Source organism: Paenibacillus illinoisensis NBRC 15959 (assembly GCF_004000925.1).
GTDB lineage: Bacteria > Bacillota > Bacilli > Paenibacillales > Paenibacillaceae > Paenibacillus > Paenibacillus illinoisensis.
Genome location: NZ_BIME01000012.1, coordinates 16,184 through 39,733, shown reverse-complemented (window position 1 = coordinate 39,733; position 23,550 = coordinate 16,184). Strand labels below are relative to the sequence as shown.

20 protein-coding genes are annotated in these 23,550 nt (G+C 47.1%); 12 read left to right on the top strand and 8 right to left on the bottom strand.

Going from position 1 to position 23,550, the window contains the following annotated elements; genetic code table 11:
• Positions 1-202 precede the first annotated feature (202 nt).
• The 5 genes from PIL01S_RS23870 to PIL01S_RS23850 all read left to right on the top strand — a co-directional run bounded on the left by PIL01S_RS23870 (position 203) and on the right by PIL01S_RS23850 (position 6,650).
• Positions 203-1,021, top strand: a complete 819-nt coding sequence (locus PIL01S_RS23870) for an AraC family transcriptional regulator (protein ID WP_095361747.1) — start codon at positions 203-205, stop codon at positions 1,019-1,021.
• Between the two features lie 186 nt (positions 1,022-1,207).
• Positions 1,208-1,903 carry a response regulator transcription factor gene (locus PIL01S_RS23865; protein ID WP_127539720.1) on the top strand — a complete coding sequence of 232 codons (696 nt, stop codon included), beginning with the start codon at positions 1,208-1,210 and terminating at the stop codon, positions 1,901-1,903.
• A 24-nt stretch (positions 1,904-1,927) separates the two neighbouring features.
• A complete protein-coding gene (locus tag PIL01S_RS23860; RefSeq protein ID WP_127539719.1) occupies positions 1,928-3,367 on the top strand; it encodes a sensor histidine kinase in 1,440 nt (479 codons plus the stop codon).
• 119 nt (positions 3,368-3,486) lie between these two features.
• Positions 3,487-4,245, top strand: a complete 759-nt coding sequence (locus tag PIL01S_RS23855) for an ABC transporter ATP-binding protein (RefSeq protein ID WP_174818727.1) — start codon at positions 3,487-3,489, stop codon at positions 4,243-4,245.
• A 2-nt stretch (positions 4,246-4,247) separates the two neighbouring features.
• Complete coding sequence (locus tag PIL01S_RS23850) at positions 4,248-6,650, top strand: ABC transporter permease (RefSeq protein ID WP_127539718.1); 2,403 nt, start codon at positions 4,248-4,250, stop codon at positions 6,648-6,650.
• Between the two features lie 88 nt (positions 6,651-6,738).
• On the opposite strand, the gene PIL01S_RS23845 is transcribed toward PIL01S_RS23850, so the two are convergent.
• The 6 genes from PIL01S_RS23845 to PIL01S_RS23820 form a co-directional block, all read right to left on the bottom strand.
• Complete coding sequence (locus PIL01S_RS23845; protein ID WP_127539717.1) at positions 6,739-7,941, bottom strand: Ger(x)C family spore germination protein; 1,203 nt, start codon at positions 7,939-7,941, stop codon at positions 6,739-6,741.
• Positions 7,938-9,038 carry a GerAB/ArcD/ProY family transporter gene (locus PIL01S_RS23840; protein ID WP_127539716.1) on the bottom strand — a complete coding sequence of 367 codons (1,101 nt, stop codon included), beginning with the start codon at positions 9,036-9,038 and terminating at the stop codon, positions 7,938-7,940. The genes PIL01S_RS23845 and PIL01S_RS23840 overlap by 4 nt, the downstream gene beginning before the upstream one ends.
• A gap of 39 nt (positions 9,039-9,077) precedes the next feature.
• Entirely contained in the window at positions 9,078-10,793 is a 1,716-nt protein-coding gene (locus PIL01S_RS23835; protein ID WP_127539715.1) for a spore germination protein, read from the bottom strand.
• Positions 10,794-10,975: 182 nt separating this feature from the next.
• On the bottom strand, positions 10,976-11,836 hold the full coding sequence (locus PIL01S_RS23830) for a methyl-accepting chemotaxis protein (RefSeq protein WP_127539925.1): 861 nt from the start codon (positions 11,834-11,836) through the stop codon (positions 10,976-10,978).
• A gap of 415 nt (positions 11,837-12,251) precedes the next feature.
• Positions 12,252-12,785, bottom strand: coding sequence for a VOC family protein (locus tag PIL01S_RS23825; protein WP_174818726.1), 534 nt, complete (start codon positions 12,783-12,785; stop codon positions 12,252-12,254).
• A 122-nt stretch (positions 12,786-12,907) separates the two neighbouring features.
• A complete protein-coding gene (locus PIL01S_RS23820) occupies positions 12,908-13,741 on the bottom strand; it encodes a MurR/RpiR family transcriptional regulator (protein ID WP_127539714.1) in 834 nt (277 codons plus the stop codon).
• A gap of 200 nt (positions 13,742-13,941) precedes the next feature.
• Here PIL01S_RS23820 and PIL01S_RS23815 point away from each other — a divergent pair, with 200 nt between their 5' ends.
• From PIL01S_RS23815 to PIL01S_RS23795, 5 genes are all read left to right on the top strand, one after another.
• On the top strand, positions 13,942-14,829 hold the full coding sequence (locus PIL01S_RS23815; RefSeq protein WP_127539713.1) for a cell division protein FtsQ: 888 nt from the start codon (positions 13,942-13,944) through the stop codon (positions 14,827-14,829).
• On the top strand, positions 14,822-16,693 hold the full coding sequence (locus tag PIL01S_RS23810) for an ABC transporter ATP-binding protein (RefSeq protein WP_127539712.1): 1,872 nt from the start codon (positions 14,822-14,824) through the stop codon (positions 16,691-16,693). The genes PIL01S_RS23815 and PIL01S_RS23810 overlap by 8 nt, the downstream gene beginning before the upstream one ends.
• Positions 16,668-17,495, top strand: a complete 828-nt coding sequence (locus PIL01S_RS23805; protein WP_127539711.1) for an energy-coupling factor transporter transmembrane component T family protein — start codon at positions 16,668-16,670, stop codon at positions 17,493-17,495. The genes PIL01S_RS23810 and PIL01S_RS23805 overlap by 26 nt, the downstream gene beginning before the upstream one ends.
• 43 nt (positions 17,496-17,538) lie before the next feature.
• On the top strand, positions 17,539-18,318 hold the full coding sequence (locus tag PIL01S_RS23800) for a PHP domain-containing protein (RefSeq protein ID WP_127539710.1): 780 nt from the start codon (positions 17,539-17,541) through the stop codon (positions 18,316-18,318).
• Positions 18,319-18,624: 306 nt separating this feature from the next.
• Positions 18,625-20,568, top strand: a complete 1,944-nt coding sequence (locus tag PIL01S_RS23795) for an NAD(P)/FAD-dependent oxidoreductase (protein WP_127539709.1) — start codon at positions 18,625-18,627, stop codon at positions 20,566-20,568.
• A 137-nt stretch (positions 20,569-20,705) separates the two neighbouring features.
• On the opposite strand, the gene PIL01S_RS23790 is transcribed toward PIL01S_RS23795, so the two are convergent.
• A complete protein-coding gene (locus PIL01S_RS23790; RefSeq protein WP_127539708.1) occupies positions 20,706-21,299 on the bottom strand; it encodes a TetR/AcrR family transcriptional regulator in 594 nt (197 codons plus the stop codon).
• A 138-nt stretch (positions 21,300-21,437) separates the two neighbouring features.
• Entirely contained in the window at positions 21,438-22,277 is an 840-nt protein-coding gene (locus PIL01S_RS23785; protein WP_127539707.1) for an AraC family transcriptional regulator, read from the bottom strand.
• 185 nt (positions 22,278-22,462) lie between these two features.
• Between PIL01S_RS23785 and PIL01S_RS23780 the strand changes: the two genes are divergently transcribed.
• On the top strand, positions 22,463-22,897 hold the full coding sequence (locus PIL01S_RS23780) for a DMT family transporter (protein WP_227779964.1): 435 nt from the start codon (positions 22,463-22,465) through the stop codon (positions 22,895-22,897).
• Positions 22,898-22,908: 11 nt separating this feature from the next.
• Positions 22,909-23,385, top strand: a complete 477-nt coding sequence (locus PIL01S_RS23775; RefSeq protein WP_307721004.1) for a DMT family transporter — start codon at positions 22,909-22,911, stop codon at positions 23,383-23,385.
• The last annotated feature ends 165 nt before the right edge of the window (positions 23,386-23,550 follow it).

The window sequence follows — 23,550 nt, the reverse complement described above, 5'->3', positions numbered from 1 at the left end:
GATACACCTCTGCTCTCAAATTTGCTTTCATTGCTCTATCTGGTATCATCCTACCGCAAAACAGGCTAGAATGAACATATACAATATCGTCAGAACATGAACTATTTGACTGATTTTTTATTCCAGTATTTTGCATCACGATGATTTCACCTATAAAAGTGCATGCAGGATACCATATTGGAGGATTGCATCTTTGGAACCGTTGAAGACTTCAGTACTGATCTGTGACTACTCTTATCACTACAAGGCATTTAACCACAACATGAAGGGCGAGCTTCAGACCTACCTGTTCCGTCTGCAAACCGAAGGCTCCTGCAAGGTATATGTGCAGGATGAAGAATTTACGATGACGAGCGGGGATTTGCTGCTGTTGAAACCAGGAGATGACTATCATCTCGTGGTCGCAGAACCGCATAAGGAAGGACGATTGTCCAGCGGGGATTATTATTTGTTCTGTGAAGGTTCCTGGATTGATCAGTGGTGGAAGCGAATTCAGCGCCCTACCGTAAACCGAATTGGACTGGATGACAAGCTGGTCAGCCTGTGGCGCAATATTTTGCTGGAGCAGCGCCGAGGACCTCTTGAAGAAAATGAGGAGTTAAAAGACGCCCTATTACGCGGACTCTGTCTGTACATCGACCGTGCGATTAGCGAAAGTCTCCAGACGGATCGAAGCGTGTCCTCCACCCTGAAGCTAAAGCGTTTCATTGAGGAACATGCTACCGTTACATTCAAACTTGAGGAGGCTGCCCGTTACGCTGGTCTTAGTCTGTCACGCGCAGTACGGCTGTTCAAGGAACACTACGGCAAAACCATGATCCAGTACGCTATTGAAATTCGCCTGAATGTCGCACTGGAACGCATGAAGTACAGTGAGATGACACTGGAGCATATCGCCGAGACGTGTGGATTCGCCAGCTATTCCTATTTCCACCGGGTATTTCGCGCTCACTTCGGAATGTCCCCTTTGGAATATTTGAAATCCCAGTCCCACCCATCTTTCGATATGGAGCATGTGTAACACATCTGAATCTCGAACCCATGACGACCTCTAAACAGGTCACGTTTATGGGTTCTTTGAACTTTTTACTACTCCAAATTTATTCATGACTCCTCTCACATAACCCTGTATAGTTAAAATCATAGTCATTTACAGATTCAACCATCATTAACGAAATTTCCATTACCCTTTATTGGAGCGATACCTATGCCTCATTCACGTAGAATACTCATTATTGAAGACGAGCAAGACATTTCACGTATTGTAAGAGACTATCTGAACAAAAACCAATATGACGCGGCAGTCGCAGCCACTGGACAAGATGGATTGCAACTGATGGACATGCTGCAGCCGGACTATATTATCCTGGATATCATGCTTCCGGATATGGATGGTATTGAGGTATGCCGTGAAATAAGACGAAGAAACAATATTCCAATCCTCATTCTAAGTGCAAGAGGAAGTGATACCGACAAGGTGCTTGGTTTGGGCTTTGGGGCAGATGATTATATGACCAAACCCTTCTCCCTGAGTGAGCTGCTTGCGCGAATCAATGCCCATTTCAGGCGGTATGACAGTCTTGCATCCGAGCGTGAGGAGGAACATCTTCTTCGTCTGTCCAACCTGGTAATCGACAAGAAAGCGTACAAGGTCACGGTAAGTGGAGATGAAGTTTCACTTTCTGCGAAGGAATTCGAACTGCTGTACTACCTGGCGAGCCACAAGAATCAGGTGTTCTCTAAGTCACAACTGCTGGACGCTGTTTGGGGATACGATGCTTACGGGGATGAAAATACGGTCACTGTATATATCCGAAGATTGAGAGAGAAAATTGAAGCTACCCCCTCCGAGCCCGTTGTTCTGAAGACAGTCTGGGGAGTCGGCTACAAATTCAACCACTAAGATAGATGGGAGACCACAATCTCGATGTCGTTACTCCAATGGTCCAAACGCTGGCTGATCGCCGTACTCATTCTGCTTATTTCTCTCCTTGGATGCAGCCTGACACTTGCTGTGGATCGGTCAGGTCATCATACAGAGGAGTCCAACTTGTCCATTCATCTGGTCCGGCTCATCATCAATCCGGTGATGCTTGCTTTGGAGCAGAATCATCATCAACTCATCAGCCCGGAGGTTCAGGAAAACGTTCGTGCCCTCGCCAAAGAGCAAGGCATCCAGTTATCCTATGTCGGCCTGGACGGTACGATCCTATTCTCTTCCGATCCATCCTCTCAAGGAGAACATATCCATCTGGCATCCGCCTTGCATTATGATCTGAACCATGCCGGACATGCCAACCATGGAGAGGATGTGGTGGACATGGCTTTCCCTGTCCTCCATGCTGCGGATGGAATTCAGATCGGAAACGCCATCTTTACCATCCCTAAAGCCATGGTTACTGTCCAGCCTTCATCCATCCTGCCTTATCTGGTTGCAGGCATATCCATCATAATCGCACTTATTCTCGGCATTCTTCTGTTAACCATGCATCGCAAAATACATAAACGATTACTGTCACCGGTACATATGCTTCAGCATCATGCTGAATCTATTCTCAAGGGACAGTATGATAAGCCAATTCATTATAAACATGCAGACGAAGTAGGCAAATTATATGCCATGTTCGATCTGATGCGCACCGAAATCAAGTATTTGAGTGAACAACGTACGAAGCAAGAACAGGCGCAGAAGGAACTCATCACCAATATTTCGCATGATATCAAAACACCCATTACCACGGTTAAAGCGTATATTGAGGCCATTATGGAAGGAATGTGCGCAGATGAGGAAACCCTGATGGAGTATATGCGAATCATGCAGACCCACACGGACAAAACCGCCCAATTGGTTGAAGATCTGCTACTTCATGCGCTGCAGGAACTGGGTCAGATATCCGTAGAGCCGCGTGAAGTTTATAGTGGTCCCACTTTCGAAGCCATGCTTGGATCATTCAGACATGCTGTGCGCATGAAAGGTCTAACATATGAAACGCCCGAATCCGTTCCGAATGTGTTAATCCGCATGGACACCACAAGGATCGAACAAGTGCTGGCCAATCTCATATCCAATGCACTGAAGCACACCCATCGCGGGGATGCCATTCGTGTTCATACAGAGCTGAGAGCCGATCAGTTCATTGTGACAATCACTGACACGGGTCCGGGAATACGGGCACAAGATATGCCTTTTGTATTTGAACGTTATTTCCGGGGGCAAGCGTCTCCTGTATCCAGACACGTGCATGAAGGTACAGGCCTTGGCTTGTCCATTTGCAAAAATATCGTTGAAGCACACGGGGGACGCATATCCTTTTCAAGCAAAGAGGGGCAAGGAACCAGCTTTCAATTTAGCCTGCCGGTCTGCTGACTCGTCCCAATCCATTCAGGCTGGCATTCAGCCTGTAAGACTTTATTCATAATTTGATAAGACTTCCTCAACATCCCCCATCTAAAATAAAACGTATACCGCTTTGGGGAGTGATTTTCTTGAGTAAAACACCGATTATTCGTGCGCATAACCTATGCAAAACATACAGCGCAGGCCCGGAACAATACCATGCCATACGCAATATTGATCTGGATATATATCAAGGGGATTTTACCGTCATCATGGGCAACTCGGGTTCGGGCAAATCCACCCTGCTCTATTTGCTGAGTGGTCTGGATCATGTAACTGCTGGTGAAGTCTATTTTCAGGAACAACGCATCGATGATTACAGCGAGCGGGAAATGTCTGATTTTCGCACTCGCCGGATTGGTTATATCTATCAAAGTATTAATCTCGTACCGGATCTCTCTATTCGAGAGAATATTGCACTGCCGGGTTACATCGCCGGAACCAAAAAGAATAAAATTCAGCTGCGGGCAGCCCAATTGATGAAATCCTTGGATATTGACAGTCTGAGCAGCCGTCTTCCCTCCCAGACTTCAGGAGGCCAGCAGCAGCGAGCCGCCATTGCACGGGCTTTGATCAATACTCCTGACGTCCTTTTCGCCGATGAACCGACTGGAAGTCTGAATGTGGAGCATGGTAAGGCTGTTCTCGACATCCTGACAGACATTCATCAAAAAGGGCAATCCGTTGTCATGGTCACTCACGATATCAAGGCAGCCTGCCGTGCCGATCGTCTGATATTAATCCGGGACGGCAAGGTTGGTGGCATTCTCGAATTCGAACCCTATAACGAGCATCAGGTTCATGACCGTGAGGACATGATATTTGCCTTTGTATCGGGGAAGGAATAACGATGGCTGTCATGTTGAAACTTAGCCTCTCCTATCTGGGCAGAAGCAAAATACAAAACTCGTTTATCGCTCTGCTCATTCTTCTATCCACGCTGCTGTTGTCTACAGCTGTCATGATTCTGGCCAACACAGGTAATCAGTTTAGAGAAATGCATACCCACACCAATGGATCTCATCAGATTTTGACTTTTGATAAAGGCCTGAATGATCCAAAGGCTGTTCACTCTTGGTGGGCTTCCCAGGAAGGCGTTGAAGTGTCTGAACTGCTAACGTACCGAACGTTATCGGGCATCTCGTTTCATGGCACGGATATCCCTAATATTTACCTTTACATGATGAATACCCCTTCAACGCCGCGGGTTGTGGATAAGCTTATATTTTCTAGTGGAACACCAGGAGCGGTTCCCGAGCCAGGTTCGGTCTGGATTCCCACTTCCATGGCCAATGCGTACGGTGTCTCGGCCGGAGATACTATCGGCTTCAAAACGGGGAGCACTACCATCAAATTGAACGTATCCGGCAGTGTAGTCGATGTCCCCTATGGGGCACCCTTCACCAATACAGCACGAGTCTGGATGAACCCTTCCGATTATTCGAAGCATGTTCAGTCTCTTCCGGGAAACGATAATTATATGCTGGGTATCCATTTCGACGATTATAGTGCCAATTCAAGTTATTGGGAACGGTACTCGCTTGAGGCAGGCAGTCCGTTTCTGGAAACCAAGATGGAGTTTGAGGGGATCTCTTCTTTCTATCTGATCATTAATCAAATCATCGGATTCATCATGATTTTCCTAGGAGTTGTCATGCTTGCCATCGCTCTGATTACGATAGGATTTACGATTTCGGATGCCATCCTGGCCAACTATAAAACGATCGGCATTCTGAAATCACTCGGTCTGACCTCGGCAAAAACCATCGGCACTTATGTCATGCAGTATTCCATGCTTTCCTGTATAGCCATCCTTCCGGGACTTGGGCTCAGTATATGGATATCCAAATTCATCATCAATATCTCCGTGTCTTCTCTTCGCGTGGGAAATCGTGACATCTCGGTCGAGGGGATAGGCTCAGCTATGCTTGTGGGCGTATTCCTGTTCGCCATGATCCTTTTGTTCGGTGTGATGTATGCCAAAAAAGCAAGGAGTATTCAGCCAGTGCAGGCCATCCGTTATGGAATGTCGGAGCTGGACAATACCCGGATGGCGCGGAAAATGAACTCTCCGCTAACCATTCTCTTCGGGTTCACGCGCCTGCCTGTAGGTGCAGTTATCGGAGTTCGCCATGTCACCAAAAACATCAAAAGTTCTATTCTAATGCTCTTGCTGACAACAACAGCCTCTTCCGTACTGGTTTTGGGATTTGTTCTGTTAACCAGTATCACCGGAATTGCTCAAACTGCTGCCCAGTGGGGTTATGACAATGCAAACATCGCCGCTGTCGTTGTTAATAAAAGTACATTTCCCGAAGAAGAATTCAAGCAATGGTTACAAGACGATCCGAGAATCAAAAATGCAGGCTGGCAAGGAAATATGACTGGTGTAATCAGCGGAGACTATTCAGCAGATGGAGAGGGGCAATCCACCAGTCTGGCTCTGAGTGTACTGGAAGGAAGCTATCAGGACCTTGGATTTGAGACACTGATGGGGAAAAATCCTGTGCAGGAGAATGAAATTGCCATTGGTGTGGGAGTAGCTGAGTCTTTAGACAAAGATCCGGGTGACTTCCTGGATCTTTATATTGAGGGAGAAAAGCGCACATTCCTCATCACAGGAATTTATCAAGCTATTGCCAATATGTCCATCTCGGGACGAATTACGATGGAGGCCATGAATACGATTCGCCCGAATTACAGTGATTTTGATGCCATATTCATTAATTTGAATGATCCGCTGGAAGCAGAACAGGTAGCAGAGGAACTAAACAATGAATTTAAAGATTCCGCTTCTGTTGTCACCCAAAAGACTTTACTTGATTCAGTCTATGCTGAAGCGGCTGACATTTTAATTTATCCCATGAGCCTGATCGGGCTGCTCTTCATCCTGGTTACATTTATTATTATTTTCAGCACCTGCCGGATTAGTATCCGCAAAGAAAGCAGAACGTATGGTATCTACAAATCGCTTGGATTAACCTCGCATCGCATTCGGCTGTCTATTGCCATGGGAATATCGCTCCTATCCGCTATGGGCGCCCTGCTGGGAATCCTGGTTGGCGTGTATATGCTGCCTGTTCTCCTTGAGATGATCCTTGCTGACTATGGTATAGTACATCTTCCTCTTATTCTAAATGGGGTTGGAATTGTTCTATTCGCTTGCATCGGCATGATTGCAGCAGCTCTCGGCTCCTGGTTCTCCTCCCGTGTCATTCAGGACACATCGCCACGTATGTTGGTAATTGAATAACTTTGACAAGGGCATGTGAAACAGCCTTCTCAGATCCTTCACGGGTTTGAAAAGGCTGTATGGCTTGTCCAGGTTACTCCTTCAGATATTACTCCGTCGATGATCCCTGATTTTTGATTTTGATTTTAATATCGTAGGTAATCGGGATTTGACTGAATGTGTTGTCCCAATCCGGTTTAACCTTTTTCCATACTTTTGGATATTTGATGCGCAGTTTCTCGCCAAACCCGCCAACATCAACCTTGTACTTATGCTGTATTTTATCTAAAGCCTGTTTTACCTGCTGTTCAGCGATTTTTTTGAACTCCTCCTCCAGTTTATGAATGTAAGCTTCGTCCCCCGATGCTTCAGGAACCGTCCAATCTTCCATGAACCATCCTTCCGATTCCACCTTGACATGAAATGAGATATCGTCCCCATGAACGGTAGGAATAATTTTGCCTTTAGTATGTTTAATTTCATATACGATCGTACTCCCGGTTCGGGCCTCATAGGTTTTTAATACACCTCCCTTTGGTCTTTCCTGAATCCACGACAATCCTTCGAGATCGACTTGGCTTAAAGTTCCAATAAGGCGTTTTGTCTTCGAGTGATAGATCCCTGCGCCTGAAAATTTATGTTCGCCTTTATATGAGATGACGTTCTGTAAGAGAAAGCTTTGGCCCGACTGCATGGTTGCATCCAGCTTGGCCAGTGACACGGCAGGCATGATTTTGTTGGACAAGTATGAATTTTCCACCAGACCTGTCAGGTAAAATGCCGGAATTTCACTAGGATCATTGGAGTACAGTGCATCTATGGCTTTTTCATCACTCACCACGACCAGGCAGCTAGGACGGATATCGTTATCCCGCAGTACAAAGTCAAGTAATTGTTCCAAGCTGTATTTCCGTGAAATTTCTTGAGAAACGACGATAACTTTCAAATGATGCCCGATAAGGGGACGATCTCTTCTAAGTGCAAACTGACGGAAAATTTCTAATAGCGAATCCCCCGTTAATTGTTCATTAAAGTAGGATTTACCCGCTGCGGGAGAGCCTTGCTGGCTATTGGGTTTCGAAGAATCCTTGGGGACAATCTGCACTGTAGCAGTTAGGTTATTCTCTTTTGGATAATGACCACCGTGGGCGTTTACATCCTTTTCGAATTCAGTTTGCTCGGGGGCATCAATCCCCAGAGCCACGTAGACGCCCAGATCCTCGATCTCTTTGCTGCTCCAACATCCGGTTTGGGTAAACAACAGACATAAGGCTGCAGAAAACCCTATTATTTTCTTCCAGGGAAAAATCATTTCTGTCTGCCTCCTTTCTTGCGGATAAAGCTCAACAGCAGCAAAAGGGATGGTAGGATTGCAAATAGATAGACAGATGCTTCTCCCACAAAATCCCCTAATGCAAATGTCTGGTTGACGTCGTTCGGAAGAGAGCCAACAAAATAAATAATGGAAACTAATATAAACATGGCTCCCAATATTTCCTTTCGTTTGAACAATTGAGCGCATCCTATGGATGCTGCATACAAGGTGACGGTAAATGTCGAAAAAATTTGCATAATCCAGATGACCAGCAGTAACGATTCAAACCGTTCAAATATCAATCCCTGAATCTCAAAACTTCTCATCAAATCGAGTGTAGGCCAGGTTCGGGTCTTCATGCCATTAATGGACAAGCTGCCCACCACCATAACAACCGTTACCAGATAGATTAATGTAGGAATTGCCGTTCCCCAGACAATTGCCTTATTTCCCTTTTCAGGGTTCTTCATATAAGCCATGACGACAAACATGATCTCATAGCCTGTATATGACAAAAGGGAAGGCTTCAACCCTTTGATAACCGGCATAAATCCTTCACCGAGCACAGGTCTCAGATTGTTAATCTCAAATACTTTGCTGCTGAGAAGGATCGCTATGACAAAGATAACAATTGTGATCGGCAAAATAATCTCGAACAACCGAACGATTGCATTCAGTCCTCCCGATATCAGGTAGATCCCGATCCACATAAAGCCCATCACAATCGCCCAAGTTGGCGTACGCTCAAGCAGATATAAATTGGTCACTTCCGCCAAAACCCTGACTTCAAATGCAGAGATAATGATGAAATATAGGATAATAGCCATACTGATTAGCATGGCTATCCACTTGCCGGTAATCTCCGGAACAAACTGAAACACGGTTTTCCCTGGAAATCTTCGGCACAGCATGATCATGATGAAACCAATGAGCATAATGATTACACCCGAGATGATAATGGAAATCCAGACATCAGGTGTATCCACGGCTTCCACCGTTGTCCGCGGCAAGGTCAGGATGCCTGCTCCCAGCATATAGTTAATGATCATTATTGCAGCCTGGGTTGTTGTTATGGGAGTGTAGGAAGGCTTCATTGGTTTCACCTCTTCCTCATCAGTATCATAGCCTTATCCTCATTTCTTGCGATCCTGATCTTCGGGTTTCATCATGTATGGGCGTTTCCTCATCATGCTGAGCGGTGCCCTGATCAGAAAGTCTTTCCAGTCCGATAATCTATAAGGAACACTTGGGCTGACATATGGAACGCCAAAGCTCTGTAATCGTGCAAGATGACTGCAGAGTAGCAGGATAAACAAAACAACGCCGTACAAGCCGAGTATAGCCGCACTAAACATGCCGATGAAACGCAGAATCCGCAGCGTAATCCCTGCACTGTAGGTTGGAATGGAGAAGGACGAAATTGCCGTAACGGCGACGACAATAACGAGAAACGGACTGACAATCCCTGCCTGTACAGCCGCATCCCCAATAATGAGACCACCGACGATTCCCATGGCAGGTCCAATCGGTTTCGGCAGACGTATGCCGGCTTCACGCAATATCTCAATGGCCGTCTCCATAATGAGGGCTTCAATAATGGAGGGAAACGGCACTCCCTTTCGCGTCTCAATAATGGTCAAAGCCAGTTTGGTCGGAATCAGACCGGGATGAAAAGAAATAAACGAAATATATAAGGCAGGCGCAAGAAGTGCAATCATCGCTGCCAGAAAACGAAGCATGCGGAGAAATGTACCTGGAATCCATCGCTCATAGTAGTCTTCAGGGGATTGCAGCAGCATGCTGAATGTTGTCGGCACAATCAATGCGAAGGGTGTACCATCCAGCAATATGGCAACACGTCCTTCAAGCAAGGCACTGATCACCCGGTCCGGTCTCTCGGTATTTTGCACTTGTTGAAAAGGACTCAGTTGATCATCCTCAATAAGCTGCTCTATATAACCGGATTCCAGCATGGCGTCCACGTCCAGCTTCTCGATGCGCTTTTTTACTTCAGCTACAATATCCGCGTTCGCAATGTCCTCAATATACGCAATTACCAAATCCTTTTTGATCCGTGTACCTACTTCATATTTCTGTAAGAACAGGCTCTGGTTACTGCCATATCGCCGGAGTACCCCCGTATTATCACTGAGACTTTCCGTAAAACCAATTCGCGGACCACGGAGCAGGGCTTCAGACAACGGCTCCTCAACGCTGCGTGTTTTTCCTTTCGCTGACCCAATCAGGAGAGCTCCAGGCATCCCTTCCATAATCAGAGCATTTTTCCCGGAGAGCACAGCCAGAGCAAGTTCCTGAAGTGATTCGGTTTCCTCTACCTGACTGACAGGCAGCAAATGATTTTTCAGATATCCCTTAAGTAGATGAGCATTATCCGGATGTAAGAAAGCATCCTGTTTCAGCTCAGGTACACCTCTCAACATAAGGGGAGTAATCAAGTGTTCGTCGACCATATTCTGGTCAACCAAACCATCAACATACATGACAGCTGCAGGCGTATCTGTACCATAGATGAAAAATTCCCGGATATGTACGTCTGCATTCTGGCCAAACGTTTCTCTTGAACTGATCAAATCTGTGGCGTAGTGTCCCGTAAGCTTGATGTTCGCATACGCGCCGGTTTCACTTCCCTGTGCCTGGTCAGCACCATTCGATGAGGAATCAACAGAGTCTTGCTTTTGCTGTGAATCGGCTTTGGTGAATGCTCCCTTTCTGATGGAAGAACTCAGCCATCGGGCTGCTTTTAATATGACAAGCGGAATAGCCACGACCAAAAAAGCCTGCAGCCATATTCCCCAACCGGGGACAAACGATAAAATTGTAGACCACATCGCCCTCACCCCAACATTTCTCTATGCTGCAAACCTGAACCTACATGTATTTCTGAGTATTCTTTCCCTGAAGGCTCACAATAATTCCCGTTTTTTTGGCATCATAAAAAGCAGGCCCCTTGTTTCGGGAACCTGCTTCGTTATTTCATTGTTTAAGTTATTTTATAGAAGAGAGTTACATCTTAAACGATCTTGGTAACATGCTGCGCCTTGGCATCAAGTAACTGAGCTGACTCCGCAATCGTTGTAAAATCTTTCAAAGCCACTTCAATCTGCTGCTGACTTTGCTGCGCATACCCTTCGACTTTTTGTGCACAGCTGGATATGTTCTTAATCTCCTTTGTTATGCCTTTCACACTATCGCGGATTTCATTAATGGAATCGGTCACCATTGCAGACAACTTTCTGACTTCCTTCGCCACAACATCGAAGCCGCGCCCGTACTCACCTGCATGTGCAGCTTCGATGGCAGCATTCAGTGCGAGCAGCTGTGTCTGCGATGCAATCTTCTGAATGGTTTTGACAACACCTTGGATCGAGCCTGCTTGCTCCTGCAAATCAGCCAAAGTAGCCCGGTTATGAGCCGAAACCTCTGAAATTTCTGTGATGCTGGACAGCAGCTCACGACTGCGTTCAATCCCAATATCCGCATGCTCGTTCATCTCATGTGACATCGTTTTCAATTCATGGACTACGGCCGAGATGTTTTTCTGACGGTTTGTAATGTTAGTGGCAATTTTAGAGACGCCCAGAATTCTCTCATTATTCTCATCGTAGACGGGCATATATGTTGCTTCAAGCCATACGGAGTTGCCACTAGCATCCTTACGCTCGATCTTGTCCTGAAAGCTTACGCCGTTAAAGATACTGTTCCAGAACAACTCATAATCCAGGCTGTTTGCGAAATCAGCAAAGCATAATTGCCGATGATGCATCCCATACATTTCATCTACACGATATCCCATCGTACGAGCAAATGTCTCATTGACATAAGTCACCCGCCGATCCAGATCAAAACGAATGATCGCCAGACTTTTTTCCATGGCCTTAATGACCAGCGCATCTGTGACAACGTCTTTTTTCTTGTCCAACTCTACTATAGGCACTTCATTTCCCCCATAATCTCATGCTTATCGCTTATTTTTTCGTAGTTTATCCCTGTGCAGAATTCAAAAATGGAAATCAGTCTTCTCCAATTTTTATGTATTCACGTGATCGTACTGAACGCTTCTACTATTGATACCCCAATTGAGGACATTTGGATCACTTATCTTTGATTTACCCAAAAAAAATTTTGCATAATCTTATTTTGGTAAACTTAATGGACTAAGCCTTATTTTATTATCAACATATCAACACGTAAATGGACAAATACGCACAAAAAAGGACCGTTTCATCCGAAACAGTCCTCACAAGGAGCACGCCCAGCACATGAACATGAATTGGCCTTCCCAGTCTCTAATCAGTCCTTCCTGCCTTAGGTGTCCACCGTTGATCCTCACTATCCTGGGGATAATCGATGCCGGCCGGGTAGGAGATCAGCTCAATCAACATGCCCCACGGTGCACGTCCATATACAAATTGATTTCCTTCCCCGCCTTCGATTGGGCCGGACAAGGTACTGGGCTCGGAGAGAAGCTCTCCTCCTGCCTCTGTGAATCGTTTCACCGCGTTCTCCATCTGATCCACATATAAGGCTACATGCTGCACACCGAAGTCTGATGCCCTGGCAGGATCATTCTGCTCGGTATTTGCAAACTGAAATAATTCAATACTGGCGCTCTCCCCGACAGATAACATTCGAATATGAGTGGCCTTGGCTCCAGGTCGAAGCCCCAGCTTCCGTTCTGCTTCGGGACCTTCCTGCGGGGGATCCTGAGGCGTAATGTTGTCATATACAAGTCTGGCGCCAAATACCTGCTGAAGAAAAACAGTCGCTTGTTCCACATCCGGCACAGTAATCCCTATATGGTCGATTCCTCTTGTTATCATACGATCTCCTCATTCCATATGTAATTCAACATGCTCGTGAGCAGCAGCAATTGCTCTTATCTATGTTTTTACACCAAATGAGGAGAAGCATAACCATGCCAGATGATTCGCAATATCCTTAATTATCCGCGAGGCAGCTTATCCGCATACTTGCTGCGCAGTTCAGCAAGCCTCTCCAGCTTGGATAACGCCAGCTCCTTCTGCAATAACCCAACAGCGAGCACCAGCTGTTCCATAAGAAGTAGTGGAGTAACCATGGAGTGGAATTCCCCCAGCTCACCGCGACTTACATAGAAAGACAATTCCGTTGCCAGTCCGTATAACAGATCCTCCCGGTCTGTCACAAGTACGGCCTTGCTGTTTACTTCCTTGGCATAATCCAGAATAACCTCTGCTTCAGGCAGCAGACGGGTAAAGCTCATCAGTAAGACCATATCCTCCTGCTGCATGTGCATCAGGGATTCCAGCAATTCATGTCCGCTTCCGGCCAGTTGAATGACCGTTAATCCAAATCTCGATAACCGGAATGACAGCAGCTCTGCCAAACCGGCTGAGGGCCCAGGCGCATAGATATATACTCTTCTGGCTTCAGCAAGAATGGAAGCGGCATGCTCCAGATCTCCCTGCTTCATATGTGATAACGTCTCCTGCAGATGGGATACCGAGGCTTCCAGCAATTGCACAGGCAGGCTGCTCGTGTCCATGCGGGAGATCGTTTTATTTAATTTGAGTGCAGGTGTCGTGTCCTCGGAGGTGCGCAGCCGGATTTTGAATGCTTTGGCATTGTCATATCCAACAGCACGCCAGAAGCGGGAAACGGTGGCTATACTTACTCCGAGCTTGTCGGCAATTTCCTGCTCCGTCATGAATAATATCTCCTCCGGGTTGCGCTCAACAAAATCGGCAATTTTCAGATGACCAGGTGATAGCTGTTCTTTTTGGGCAAATAAATTCATTCCGGATCACTCCTTTTCTCGCTCTGCCATCAGTATACCAGCTGGCCTGTGATCAAGTGGTTTATCTATGTAATAAATTTTTCATTAATTTTTATATCTGTAATAAATATTACAATCGATTTACAAATCTCTCCTTTTGCGTTAATACTCTGCCCCTAGACTGTGGCTATGATCAACCACATTCAGGGAGGTATGTATCGATGAAGAAGATGACTGAGCGTTATACGCTGACGTCTTCACAGAAAATGATGGTGTTTGTGCTTTCCATGTCACTGTACGGCTTATCCAACATGTTTACAGAGCTCATTCCCAAGCTGCAGCTTGGACCGATTGAATTGTCGGTTGAATATTTTGCTTTTATTCCACTGACGCTCTGCATCCTGTTCCATCCCATGATTGCGGCTCTCGGTGCTGCTCTTGGTGAAGTCATCTTCGGTGAACTGATGCTGGGCCAATTTGGCGGACTCGGTGAACTGGAGAAATTCATTACCTTTTCCTTCGCGATGTATGTCGCAGGCCGTATGGTCAGTGATCCCCGCAATCGCAGGCAAGTCGGCGTCGCAGCCATGACTGGGGTCATCATTCATCAATTTCTCAGTTCCATGGTCGATATCGGCAAAGTATGGATTGGCGTGGAAGAACTCGAAGCTGTTCCCGGACTTGCCGAGAGTGTTGTGCTGATTGAAGGCGTTGGATTCCTGAACGACGTATTATTCTCGGGTATCCTGTTCGCTCTGCTGCCTACGTTGTACCTTGTTCCCCTTCTCTATGGCAAAATCGAACCACTGCTCGGTATTAAACCTCGTAATCCTGGCATGAAATATGAAGGTGTCGGCTTCTTCCGTCCGAAGCTGTTCCTGATCGGTCTGCTGCTGCTCGCACTGGCTTTTGGCGCGGAATCCCTGTCCGAGATGGACATCAACTTCGCCGTGTGGGAAACGGACTATGCCGATCAATACGGCTCAGCCTCGATTTGGATCAGTATCAGTGCTGCTGCATTCATCGCGGTCGTAACACTTTGGATCATGCGAGTGAAACGAAGCAAAAGCAAAGGCATTTCAAATACGGAGAATCGCCCTTATGCCTAATATACATTCTTCCCACCCTGCTTCTTCACCCGATACTGTTATTGCCATTCATGATGTTACGTTTACCTATCCCGGTTCGGAAGAACCTGTTCTGAATGGAGCCTCACTTGAGCTCTTCCGCGGAAGCTTCACTGCGATTATCGGAGGCAACGGATGTGGCAAGTCAACGATGTGCAAATTGTTTAACGGCCTGATTCCCCAGTTCTATACGGGTGACTTTGCGGGTGAAGTCCATGTACTGGGAGTCTCAGCGGCTGGGCAAAGTGTTGCAGATCTGTCCAGAAAAATTGGATATGTCTATCAGGATTTTGATAATCAGCTGGTACGCCCAACCGTGCTTGATGAAGCTTGCTTTGCTCCACTGAATTACGGACTGGCCAACTATAAGGAGCTAGGTGAACGTGCGCTGACGATGTGCGGTCTGGACTCCATCCACAATCGGTACATCTGGGAATTGAGCGGCGGACAGAAGCACCTGCTTGCACTTGCCGGGGCACTGTCGATGGACCCTGACATACTTATCGTGGATGAACCCGTTTCCCAGCTGGATCCACAGCATGCCAGACTCATCTACGAATGCTTGTCCCGTTTGAATAAGGAGCACGGGAAGACCATTATTGTCATCGAGCATCATACCGAATTTATCGCTGACTTCTGTGCGGATGTGGTCCTGATGGACAAAGGTCGCGTTCTGTGGAATCTGCCCGTTAAAGAAGGTTTGAATCGGATTGCAGATCTGGAGCGGCTTGGTATTCAGCCTCCTGAAGTGACCCGTGCAGCCATTCAGGCTGTTCCATTATTGAAACAAAATCAGGCAACCCAACCCGAGCAGCTGCATCATCAGCTCTTTCCAATCACGGTGGAGGAAGCCGCGGTTTATTTTCATAAAAAGCACACTGCTGCGATATCCGCACTACTGGCCAATCAGGGCAGACAGCCCCATCCTGCGGAGAGCAAGGTACAGTCCTGTTCTGAAGAACATGCACATGCTGCTTCTCTGCCGATTGTTCAATTCAAGGATACACGTCTGCGATATAGAGGGCTTGGCAAAAAAGAACACGAGATTATTCGTGGTGTTAACTTTTCACTCCATGAAGGAGAACGGATTGCCCTGGTGGGCAACAACGGTGCAGGCAAGTCTTCACTACTCCGGCTCATGGCCGGCATCAGTCTGCCTCAGGAAGGCAGTGTCCGCGTGCTTGGGGATATCACCCATCGTTCATCTTTGGAACAGCTGGCTGGCCGAGTCGCTTATATTTTTCAACAATCTGCCGAGATGTTCATCGAAGACAGTGTGCGCAAAGAGGTTTCATATTTCTTGAGAACCCGCCGCATCCAGGGAGCCGATGAACAAATCGCACATGTACTCAATCGCTTTCGGCTTACCCCGTTACAGGAGCGGGATGCGCGTCTCCTTAGCGGCGGACAACAGCGACGCGTTACCCTTGCGATCGGCGCAGCCATGAAACCTTCTCTTATGCTGCTTGATGAGCCTACCGCTAACCTGGATCTGGCTACGCGAGAGGAACTGATCGGCGTATTGGATGAACTGGATCAGCATGTGCGGACAACGGTGATTGCAACGCATGATATGCAGCTGGTTACCCAATGGGCCAGTCGTGTCATCGTGCTGCATGATGGACGTGTTGAAGCAGATGGGACACCTGCGGAGGTGTTTGCCGACGAGCCGCTTCTGCGCCGCTCTGGACTTGCCCTAACTCAGATGATGGAACTATCTCATCGGTTGGGTCTATCCGAACTCTGTCCGACTCCCGAGACATTTGTGGAGAATCTTTTGAATCATTCGAATCATTCGTTTACCAAGGAGGAAGACATTGATGCAGCTTGTCCGCAACTGGTTTGACAAAATATCCATTGAACGCATTCAGCTGGAGCTAATGAATACCGTATATGGCAGCGGTCATGCAAGTCTGTCCCGAATTGATCCGCGTGTCATGCTCATCTGGTATCTCTTCTTTGCCATCGTTCCCTGGTTCGTTCATAACGGCACGGTGCTGCTCGGCATGTTTATGCTCATGGTCACCACGACCATTCTGTCCCGCGCCGCTCCCTTCATCATCATTATTCTATGTCTGGGGCTGATCGGTCAGGTGGGCTGGATGTTTATTATCTCGCTGTTCTTCGGGGGGAACCTGGAATCCGCATTTCCGTTATTACTCCTAACCCTGAAGCTGTCGATCGTATCCCTGGCAAGCATCACTGTCTTTTCGGGTATGGACCCGGAACGAATCGGGGATGGCTTGCTGGCACTCGGAATGCCCGCAGCATTCTCGTTCAGCCTATCGTATGCGTATCGCATTTTGCCCGTGTTATTTGGTGAATTCCGCAACATTATGCTGTCGTACAGATTGCGGGGTCAGGTCCCTTCCAGCCATGGCTGGTTCTACTGGCGGCTTGTTGTCTACTACATGAAACTGTTTGTTGTATCCTTTTTCCCGTTAATGCTCGCAACCGCCAAACGTTCCCGTACCACTGTGGAAGCACTCGAAACCCGTGGTTTCTCTTACGGAATGAAGAATCCGGATTCGAAACGGCTGAAGCTGGCCCACCTGAAGCTTACCCCACGCGATATCGGTTTTCTTGTCGGGTCAGCCATCTATGTTGTCCTCCTGTTCTGGCTCGGCGCACATTACGAAATTTTGTAATTCATATACTTAACCATTCATGGAATAAAAGGAGTGTCTTTACATGCGTATTGATCTTCATACTCACGGCAAATTATCCAAAAACTCTGATTTCTCTGTCGACTACTTCACTGAAATGGTCGCCGAAGCCAAGGCCAGCGGACTGGATGCCCTCGCGCTTACCGAACATTTCAACACTCGCCACTTCTACGATGTTTATGAGACGCTGGATCGCCTCTACCCCTACAACGGAGAATATTATGACGCGAACGGACTGCGCATTTTCCCAGGGATGGAAGTAGACATTCAAGAGACCGGACATATTTTGCTCATTGGTCAAAAAAAGCATATCCTTGCCGTTCGTGCCGGGCTGGAAAATTATACTGCCAAGGGGTCATTTATTCCCTTTGCCGACCTGCTGGGTCTGGCCGAAGCCTGGCCCCTGTTCAAAATTGGTGCACATCCTTTCCGGGAATCGACCCCTCTGTATGAGCTGGACCCAGGTCTGCTTGGACGTCTGGATGCCTTCGACTTGAATGCCAAAGATATGTACAAAACCGGTATCCAGACCTGCCGCAGTCAGGTTGAAACGTTCGCCCAGTCCCTGGGCAAACCGGTAACGGCCGGAAGTGATACGCACCAATGTCTGCAATACGGCAGTGTATTTAATGTATTGGACCGTCCTTGTGCCTCTGTTGCCGAACTGAAAGAGCTTATCGCTACCGGGCAGTACACCCTTGAAATTTCTCCTGATCTTCCTCTTCGCGTCAAAGCCTCGGTGATGCTGAAGAAAGTCATGAAACGTCTTGCCAAGCTGGAAGCCGCCAGCTTGCAGGGGGTTTAATCGCTTGGACTATACATTGGGTCTGCAGGAAACATTCCTGCAGACCTTTTTATCCACCGTCCCTTGAGACCATCTGCCCTCGTCCCTCTAATTCATCTAGGATTAGTGCGGCAAGCAACACTGACTGGTGTACACTTTCATAGACATTGTACGCGTTCTTGTGATTTTTTTCACTTTTAATATCATGCAAAAGGATTACCATGAGCTTATCCATTATATTACTCACCAGTAACCTACTTCAGTTAAATTTCTTGAATTCATTTATTGATCAAGTCCACCAACCAGAACAACAGGAGGTATATGAACATGAGTCATCCTTATGAAAAGCTATTCACCCCCTTCCACATCGGAAGCATGGAAGTGAAAAATCGAATAGTCATGTCTCCCATGGGGACCAACTCTGCCGGTCCCGATGGCCGAATCTCACTCGAAGAGATTGATTACTATGAAGAACGTGCCAAAGGCGGCGCAGGCATGATCATCCTAGGTGCACAATTTCTGACCGAAGATTTGGCGCAGGGTGTATTGGAAGGCATCGTTGAAAAAGATTATGTCGTGCCAATGCTTACCGATCTTGTGGATGCGGTGCAGCGTTACGGTACCCGGATTATCGCTCAGTTAAGCTGCGGAACCGGGCGTAATGCACTGCCAGATCGTTCAGGCAAGCCCCCGGTATCCGCCTCGGCCATCCCTGCGATCTATAATCCGGAGGTTCTATGTCATCCACTCACCGTGGAGGAAATTCAAACGATCATGGATCAATTTGCAGATTCAGCTGCCAGACTGAAACGGGCAGGATTCGATGGGATCGAGATTCATGCCCATGCCGGTTATCTGATAGACCAGTTCATGTCCCCCATCTGGAACAAACGCGAAGATGAATATGGAGGCAGTACCGAGAAGCGCATGCGATTTGCGGTTGAGATTGTTCAGGCGATTCGCAAGGCAGTAGGTCCTAACATGCCTATCTTGTTCCGAATCGCGCTGGATCATCGCTTTGAAGGCGGCCGTACAGTTGAGGATAGTCTGGAGATGCTTCAGATTCTGGAACGTGCCGGCGTGGATGCTATTGATATCGATGCAGGCTCCTACGAGAGAATCGATTACATTTTCCCGCCAGCCTATCTGGGTGATGCATGTATGGACTACATGTGTGCACCTGCCCGGCAAGCAGTGAATATTCCCATCCTGAATTCGGGCAGCCATACTCCCGAGAGTGCAGTACGGTTAATAGCTTCCGGCGATGCCGATTTTGTCATGTTCGGCCGTGCGCTCATCGCCGATGCCGAGCTTCCGAACAAGCTGCGCAATAATATGCGCGAAGATATCCGTCCGTGTATTCGTTGTAACGAGGAGTGCATCGGTCGCATTATTGAACGCAATACCAAGATCAGCTGTGCGGTTAATATTCAGGCAGCAAATGAGAAGCGATTTACCATCCAGCCTGCAGAGACATCGAAGAAAATTGTCGTTGTAGGTGGAGGGCCATCCGGACTTGAAGCAGCCCGTGTAGCTGCACTCAAAGGTCATGAGGTTACTTTGTATGAGAAAGAGGCAGCAATTGGCGGACAGGTAACCAGTGCGGCTACGCCGGAATTCAAAGGTCAGCTGCGTGCCTTGATTGGCTGGTATGAACGGCAGTTAAAGCAGCTTCATGTGCAATTGCGTCTGAATCATGAGGTTAAACCGGATGATCCAGCACTCCAATCGGCCGATCACATTTTCATTGGAGCAGGAGCAGTCCCTCTCATCCCGCCTATCCCAGGAATTGATAATGATCATGTCGTTGGGGCCATTGAGGCTCATTTGCAGAAGGAGCTTGTTCGCGGCGAACAGATCGTCATTACAGGTGGTGGCTTAACAGGTTGTGATCTGGGACTTGAGCTGGCCATGGAAGGCAAAAAAGTGACCATTGTGGAGATGCGTCCGGAAGCGGGACAAGATGTCATGTACATTAATCGTGCAGCTCTGATGCCCATGCTGGAAAGTCACGGGGTGACCATACTCGGAGGGCACAAAGTCCTTTCCTTTGAAGCCAATGGTTTATATGCGGAAAATGCGGAGGGTTCCAAGGTGTTTATTGAGGCAGATACGATGATTAATGCTTTTGGTATGAGAAAAAATACAACCGTAGCGGAGCAGATTCGAGCCAAGTTCGAATCCAAAACCAGCCTTATCGGCGATTGCGTCAAAATTGGTAAAGTTGGTACTGCTGTGCGCTCTGGTTTTTATGCTGCGAGCGCAGTCTAACCGTAACTCGAATAGAGCCAGACTTCGATAAATACGGAGTCTGGCTCTTACTGTTATCGTATTAGGTTATCATTCAAATGCAAAACCATAACGAAATTAAAAGCCTGGTTCAACTGCATATCTCATTCAATAGAATTTTATTCCCGATGCTTCGTGTCCAAAATTCCGTAGAAAAACAGATCCTGCGTGATCCGCGCAAGCTTGGATGGCGTTTCGTGCCCTGGCAGCAGCTTGATCAGTGTTAACCGCTCCACGATGGCCAGCAAAGCTTCGGCGAAGAATACCGTATCCAGATCATGCCTGTAATATCCGGCTTGTTGTTCTGCAATCAAATTTTGTTCCATCAGACCCGCAATTTCGGCTTTGATTCTCACCGACTCCGCGGACTGATACAGCCCGATCCGGGTCAGCGCCGGATTCTCTCCGAGATAACGGTAAATCTGCCCCAATGATTCCACGACGGCTTCCTTGAGATCGTCCCTGTTCTTCCCTGCCTCGATATGACTATCCCGGACGACCTGGATTAGTCCATTTCGAAAACCATCGATCAGCTCTGCAAAAGCTGCTTCCTTGCTCTCAAAATAAAGATAAAATGCAGGCTGCGTTACTCCTGCACGGGCAACGATGGAGCTTATTTTCGCTTGATAGAATCCATTTAACGCGAATTCCTGTGTCGCAGCTTCCAGTAGTCGCCGTCTGCTCTCTTTCCCGATAACCCCTTGTTTTCGCAATCCAGTCCTCTGCCCCCTCACTATTTACACTTGCCTGCCTCTGACGTTAGGCCTTCCTCTAATTATACATAACATCACCATGATGAGTTAATGAAGTAGAGCAAGGTATTCACTCTCCCTATGCTTACAGCGTTAAGTTTACGTTTCTGTTAGATCGACACGTTCTGAACGCTCATTTTTCTTGTATTGGGTAGGAGATTCGCCCATAGTCTTGGTGAACAGAATGGTGAAATAATTTGCATTTTGATAGCCCAAAACATGTGCGATCTCACTCACCTTCATGTCTGTCGTGGTCAGCAGGCACTTCGCTTCTCCCATTCTTCTATAGACAATGTAACGGATTGGGGAATCATCATACTTGTGCTTAAATACATGGGATAAGTAGTACGGATTCATATGAAAATGCGCAGCGATATCCTTCAGTTTCAAGTGCTGCAGGTAGTTCTCATCAAGATATTCCTTGATCCGCACAGCCAGATGATCCGAATCCTGCTTCCGTGAAACATTCGGTTGAACCAACCGCTGTACTAAGCCAAGCAGCGCACCCAGCAATCCTTCACAGATTTTCTCATAACCTGCCTGTTGATTGGACGATTCCTCATACATGAAGTCGAGCAGCTCGCCGATTCTGCCAGCGTACGCTTCCGTTTTGATATACGGAGAGGCGTTATCGGAAATGATATGTTCTCCCCTTGACCCGTCTGAATAGATATTGGCTATTCCACAATAATAAAGGCTGAGTGGACAGACCGGGGAGGTACATTGCTCATGAATGACACCCTGGTTGTAGATTAACAGATCGCCTTTTTGCACGGCATAGGGATGTTCGTTAATTTTAATAATGCCTTCCCCATCAGACACATAGACGATTTCACTGATATCCTCATGCATGTGACTTGGGAAATTCCAATTGGGATTACCGTTGACTCTGCCTATGTACAGCAATCGGGAGGATGTTTCTTTTCTTGTCTCGTTCATTGCTGTCTCCTCCTATATCCATACTTAATCACTCTATAGCTGTAATACTATACCCTGTTTGCCACAGCAAGATCTATAATTTTCCAGAAAAACAAAGCAAGATCTTTCATTGTCTTCGCCTCTCCAATTTCTTATGATGGGTCATGCAACTGCAAATTAATCACATTTCAAGGAGTCGAAATCAATTGAAAAAGCTGATTTTTTATATTATCGCCATTGCGACAGGAGCTCTTCTAAGTTTTGAGGGAGCACTGTACGGCAAACTTGGGGAACAAGTCGGCACACTGGAAGCTGATTTTTATAATTTCTTCATGGGTGCGATCATCTCACTGATTTTGTTGATTTTTTTCGGCAAAGGAAATCTCTCTGCCATCACCAAGTTTCCAAAATGGAACCTCCTTGGTGGTTTGCTCGGGGTGATCTACCTGCTGACCTTGGTCATTGGTGTTCCAATTGTGGGCGTAGGGATCTCCATGATTGCCATTGTTGTCGGACAGATGGTGACCAGCATTCTGATTGATCATTACGGATGGCTGGGGAGCAACCGCAAACCGGTTGGGAGCAAACGAATTGCCGCCTTGGTATTGATGCTGGGCGCGCTGGCGCTAACTTTATTCTAAGGAGGATCACCATGGGCATAGGTTTATTAATTGTTATCGTTACTTTGATCGGTGGAGCAGTGCTTAGTGCACAGTCCTCCATTAATGGCACCATTAGCCGTAATATCGGCCTGCTGGAGACCGTGTTTTTCACTTTTGCATCAGGTACACTGATTCTCGCCGTGCTGATTAACTTTTTTGGCAGTGGGCACCTGCTCGACTTGCTTCATGCACCCAAATTGCAGCTCTCTGCCGTGTTCATGGGCTTTGGATATCTGTTCCTATCAACTTTTGCTGTGAATACACTCGGGGTAACACCTGCCAACCTTACGGCAATCGTAGGTCAGATTGTTGCTGGTTTTATTATCGATGCAACGGGGCTGTTCGGCAGTGAGCTCATTGAGTTTTCCTGGCAGCGGGCTGTCTCTCTCGTTTTGATGCTCGCTGCACTAGCTTTGATTTTCAGTGAAAAAAATGATGAAGCTCAGGGCGTCACAGTTACAAAGTAAATGAGTAAAAAGAAGGATAGGCTCTTGTATTCCGCGATGATCAGGCCATCTTTAGATTGCCGGAACATTCCTCTTCGGGAAAACAAAGAAAGAAGAACACACTGGTATGGTTGCCAATGGTTCTTCTTTTTTTGTTGCTTTTGATGATACTCTATCGAACTCGGC

Bases quoted from the DNA above. Each gene is read 5' to 3' on its own strand.
- PIL01S_RS23865 (WP_127539720.1), top strand. From the start codon at position 1,208: ATGCCTCATTCACGTAGAATACTCATTATTGAAGACGAGCAAGACATT.
- PIL01S_RS23860 (WP_127539719.1), top strand. From the start codon at position 1,928: ATGTCGTTACTCCAATGGTCCAAACGCTGGCTGATCGCCGTACTCATT.
- PIL01S_RS23850 (WP_127539718.1), top strand. From the start codon at position 4,248: ATGGCTGTCATGTTGAAACTTAGCCTCTCCTATCTGGGCAGAAGCAAA.
- PIL01S_RS23845 (WP_127539717.1), bottom strand. From the start codon at position 7,941: ATGATTTTTCCCTGGAAGAAAATAATAGGGTTTTCTGCAGCCTTATGT.
- PIL01S_RS23840 (WP_127539716.1), bottom strand. From the start codon at position 9,038: ATGAAGCCTTCCTACACTCCCATAACAACAACCCAGGCTGCAATAATG.
- PIL01S_RS23835 (WP_127539715.1), bottom strand. From the start codon at position 10,793: ATGTGGTCTACAATTTTATCGTTTGTCCCCGGTTGGGGAATATGGCTG.
- PIL01S_RS23830 (WP_127539925.1), bottom strand. From the start codon at position 11,836: ATGGAAAAAAGTCTGGCGATCATTCGTTTTGATCTGGATCGGCGGGTG.
- PIL01S_RS23825 (WP_174818726.1), bottom strand. From the start codon at position 12,785: ATGATAACAAGAGGAATCGACCATATAGGGATTACTGTGCCGGATGTG.
- PIL01S_RS23820 (WP_127539714.1), bottom strand. From the start codon at position 13,741: ATGAATTTATTTGCCCAAAAAGAACAGCTATCACCTGGTCATCTGAAA.
- PIL01S_RS23815 (WP_127539713.1), top strand. From the start codon at position 13,942: ATGAAGAAGATGACTGAGCGTTATACGCTGACGTCTTCACAGAAAATG.
- PIL01S_RS23810 (WP_127539712.1), top strand. From the start codon at position 14,822: ATGCCTAATATACATTCTTCCCACCCTGCTTCTTCACCCGATACTGTT.
- PIL01S_RS23805 (WP_127539711.1), top strand. From the start codon at position 16,668: ATGCAGCTTGTCCGCAACTGGTTTGACAAAATATCCATTGAACGCATT.
- PIL01S_RS23800 (WP_127539710.1), top strand. From the start codon at position 17,539: ATGCGTATTGATCTTCATACTCACGGCAAATTATCCAAAAACTCTGAT.
- PIL01S_RS23795 (WP_127539709.1), top strand. From the start codon at position 18,625: ATGAGTCATCCTTATGAAAAGCTATTCACCCCCTTCCACATCGGAAGC.
- PIL01S_RS23785 (WP_127539707.1), bottom strand. From the start codon at position 22,277: ATGAACGAGACAAGAAAAGAAACATCCTCCCGATTGCTGTACATAGGC.
- PIL01S_RS23775 (WP_307721004.1), top strand. From the start codon at position 22,909: ATGGGCATAGGTTTATTAATTGTTATCGTTACTTTGATCGGTGGAGCA.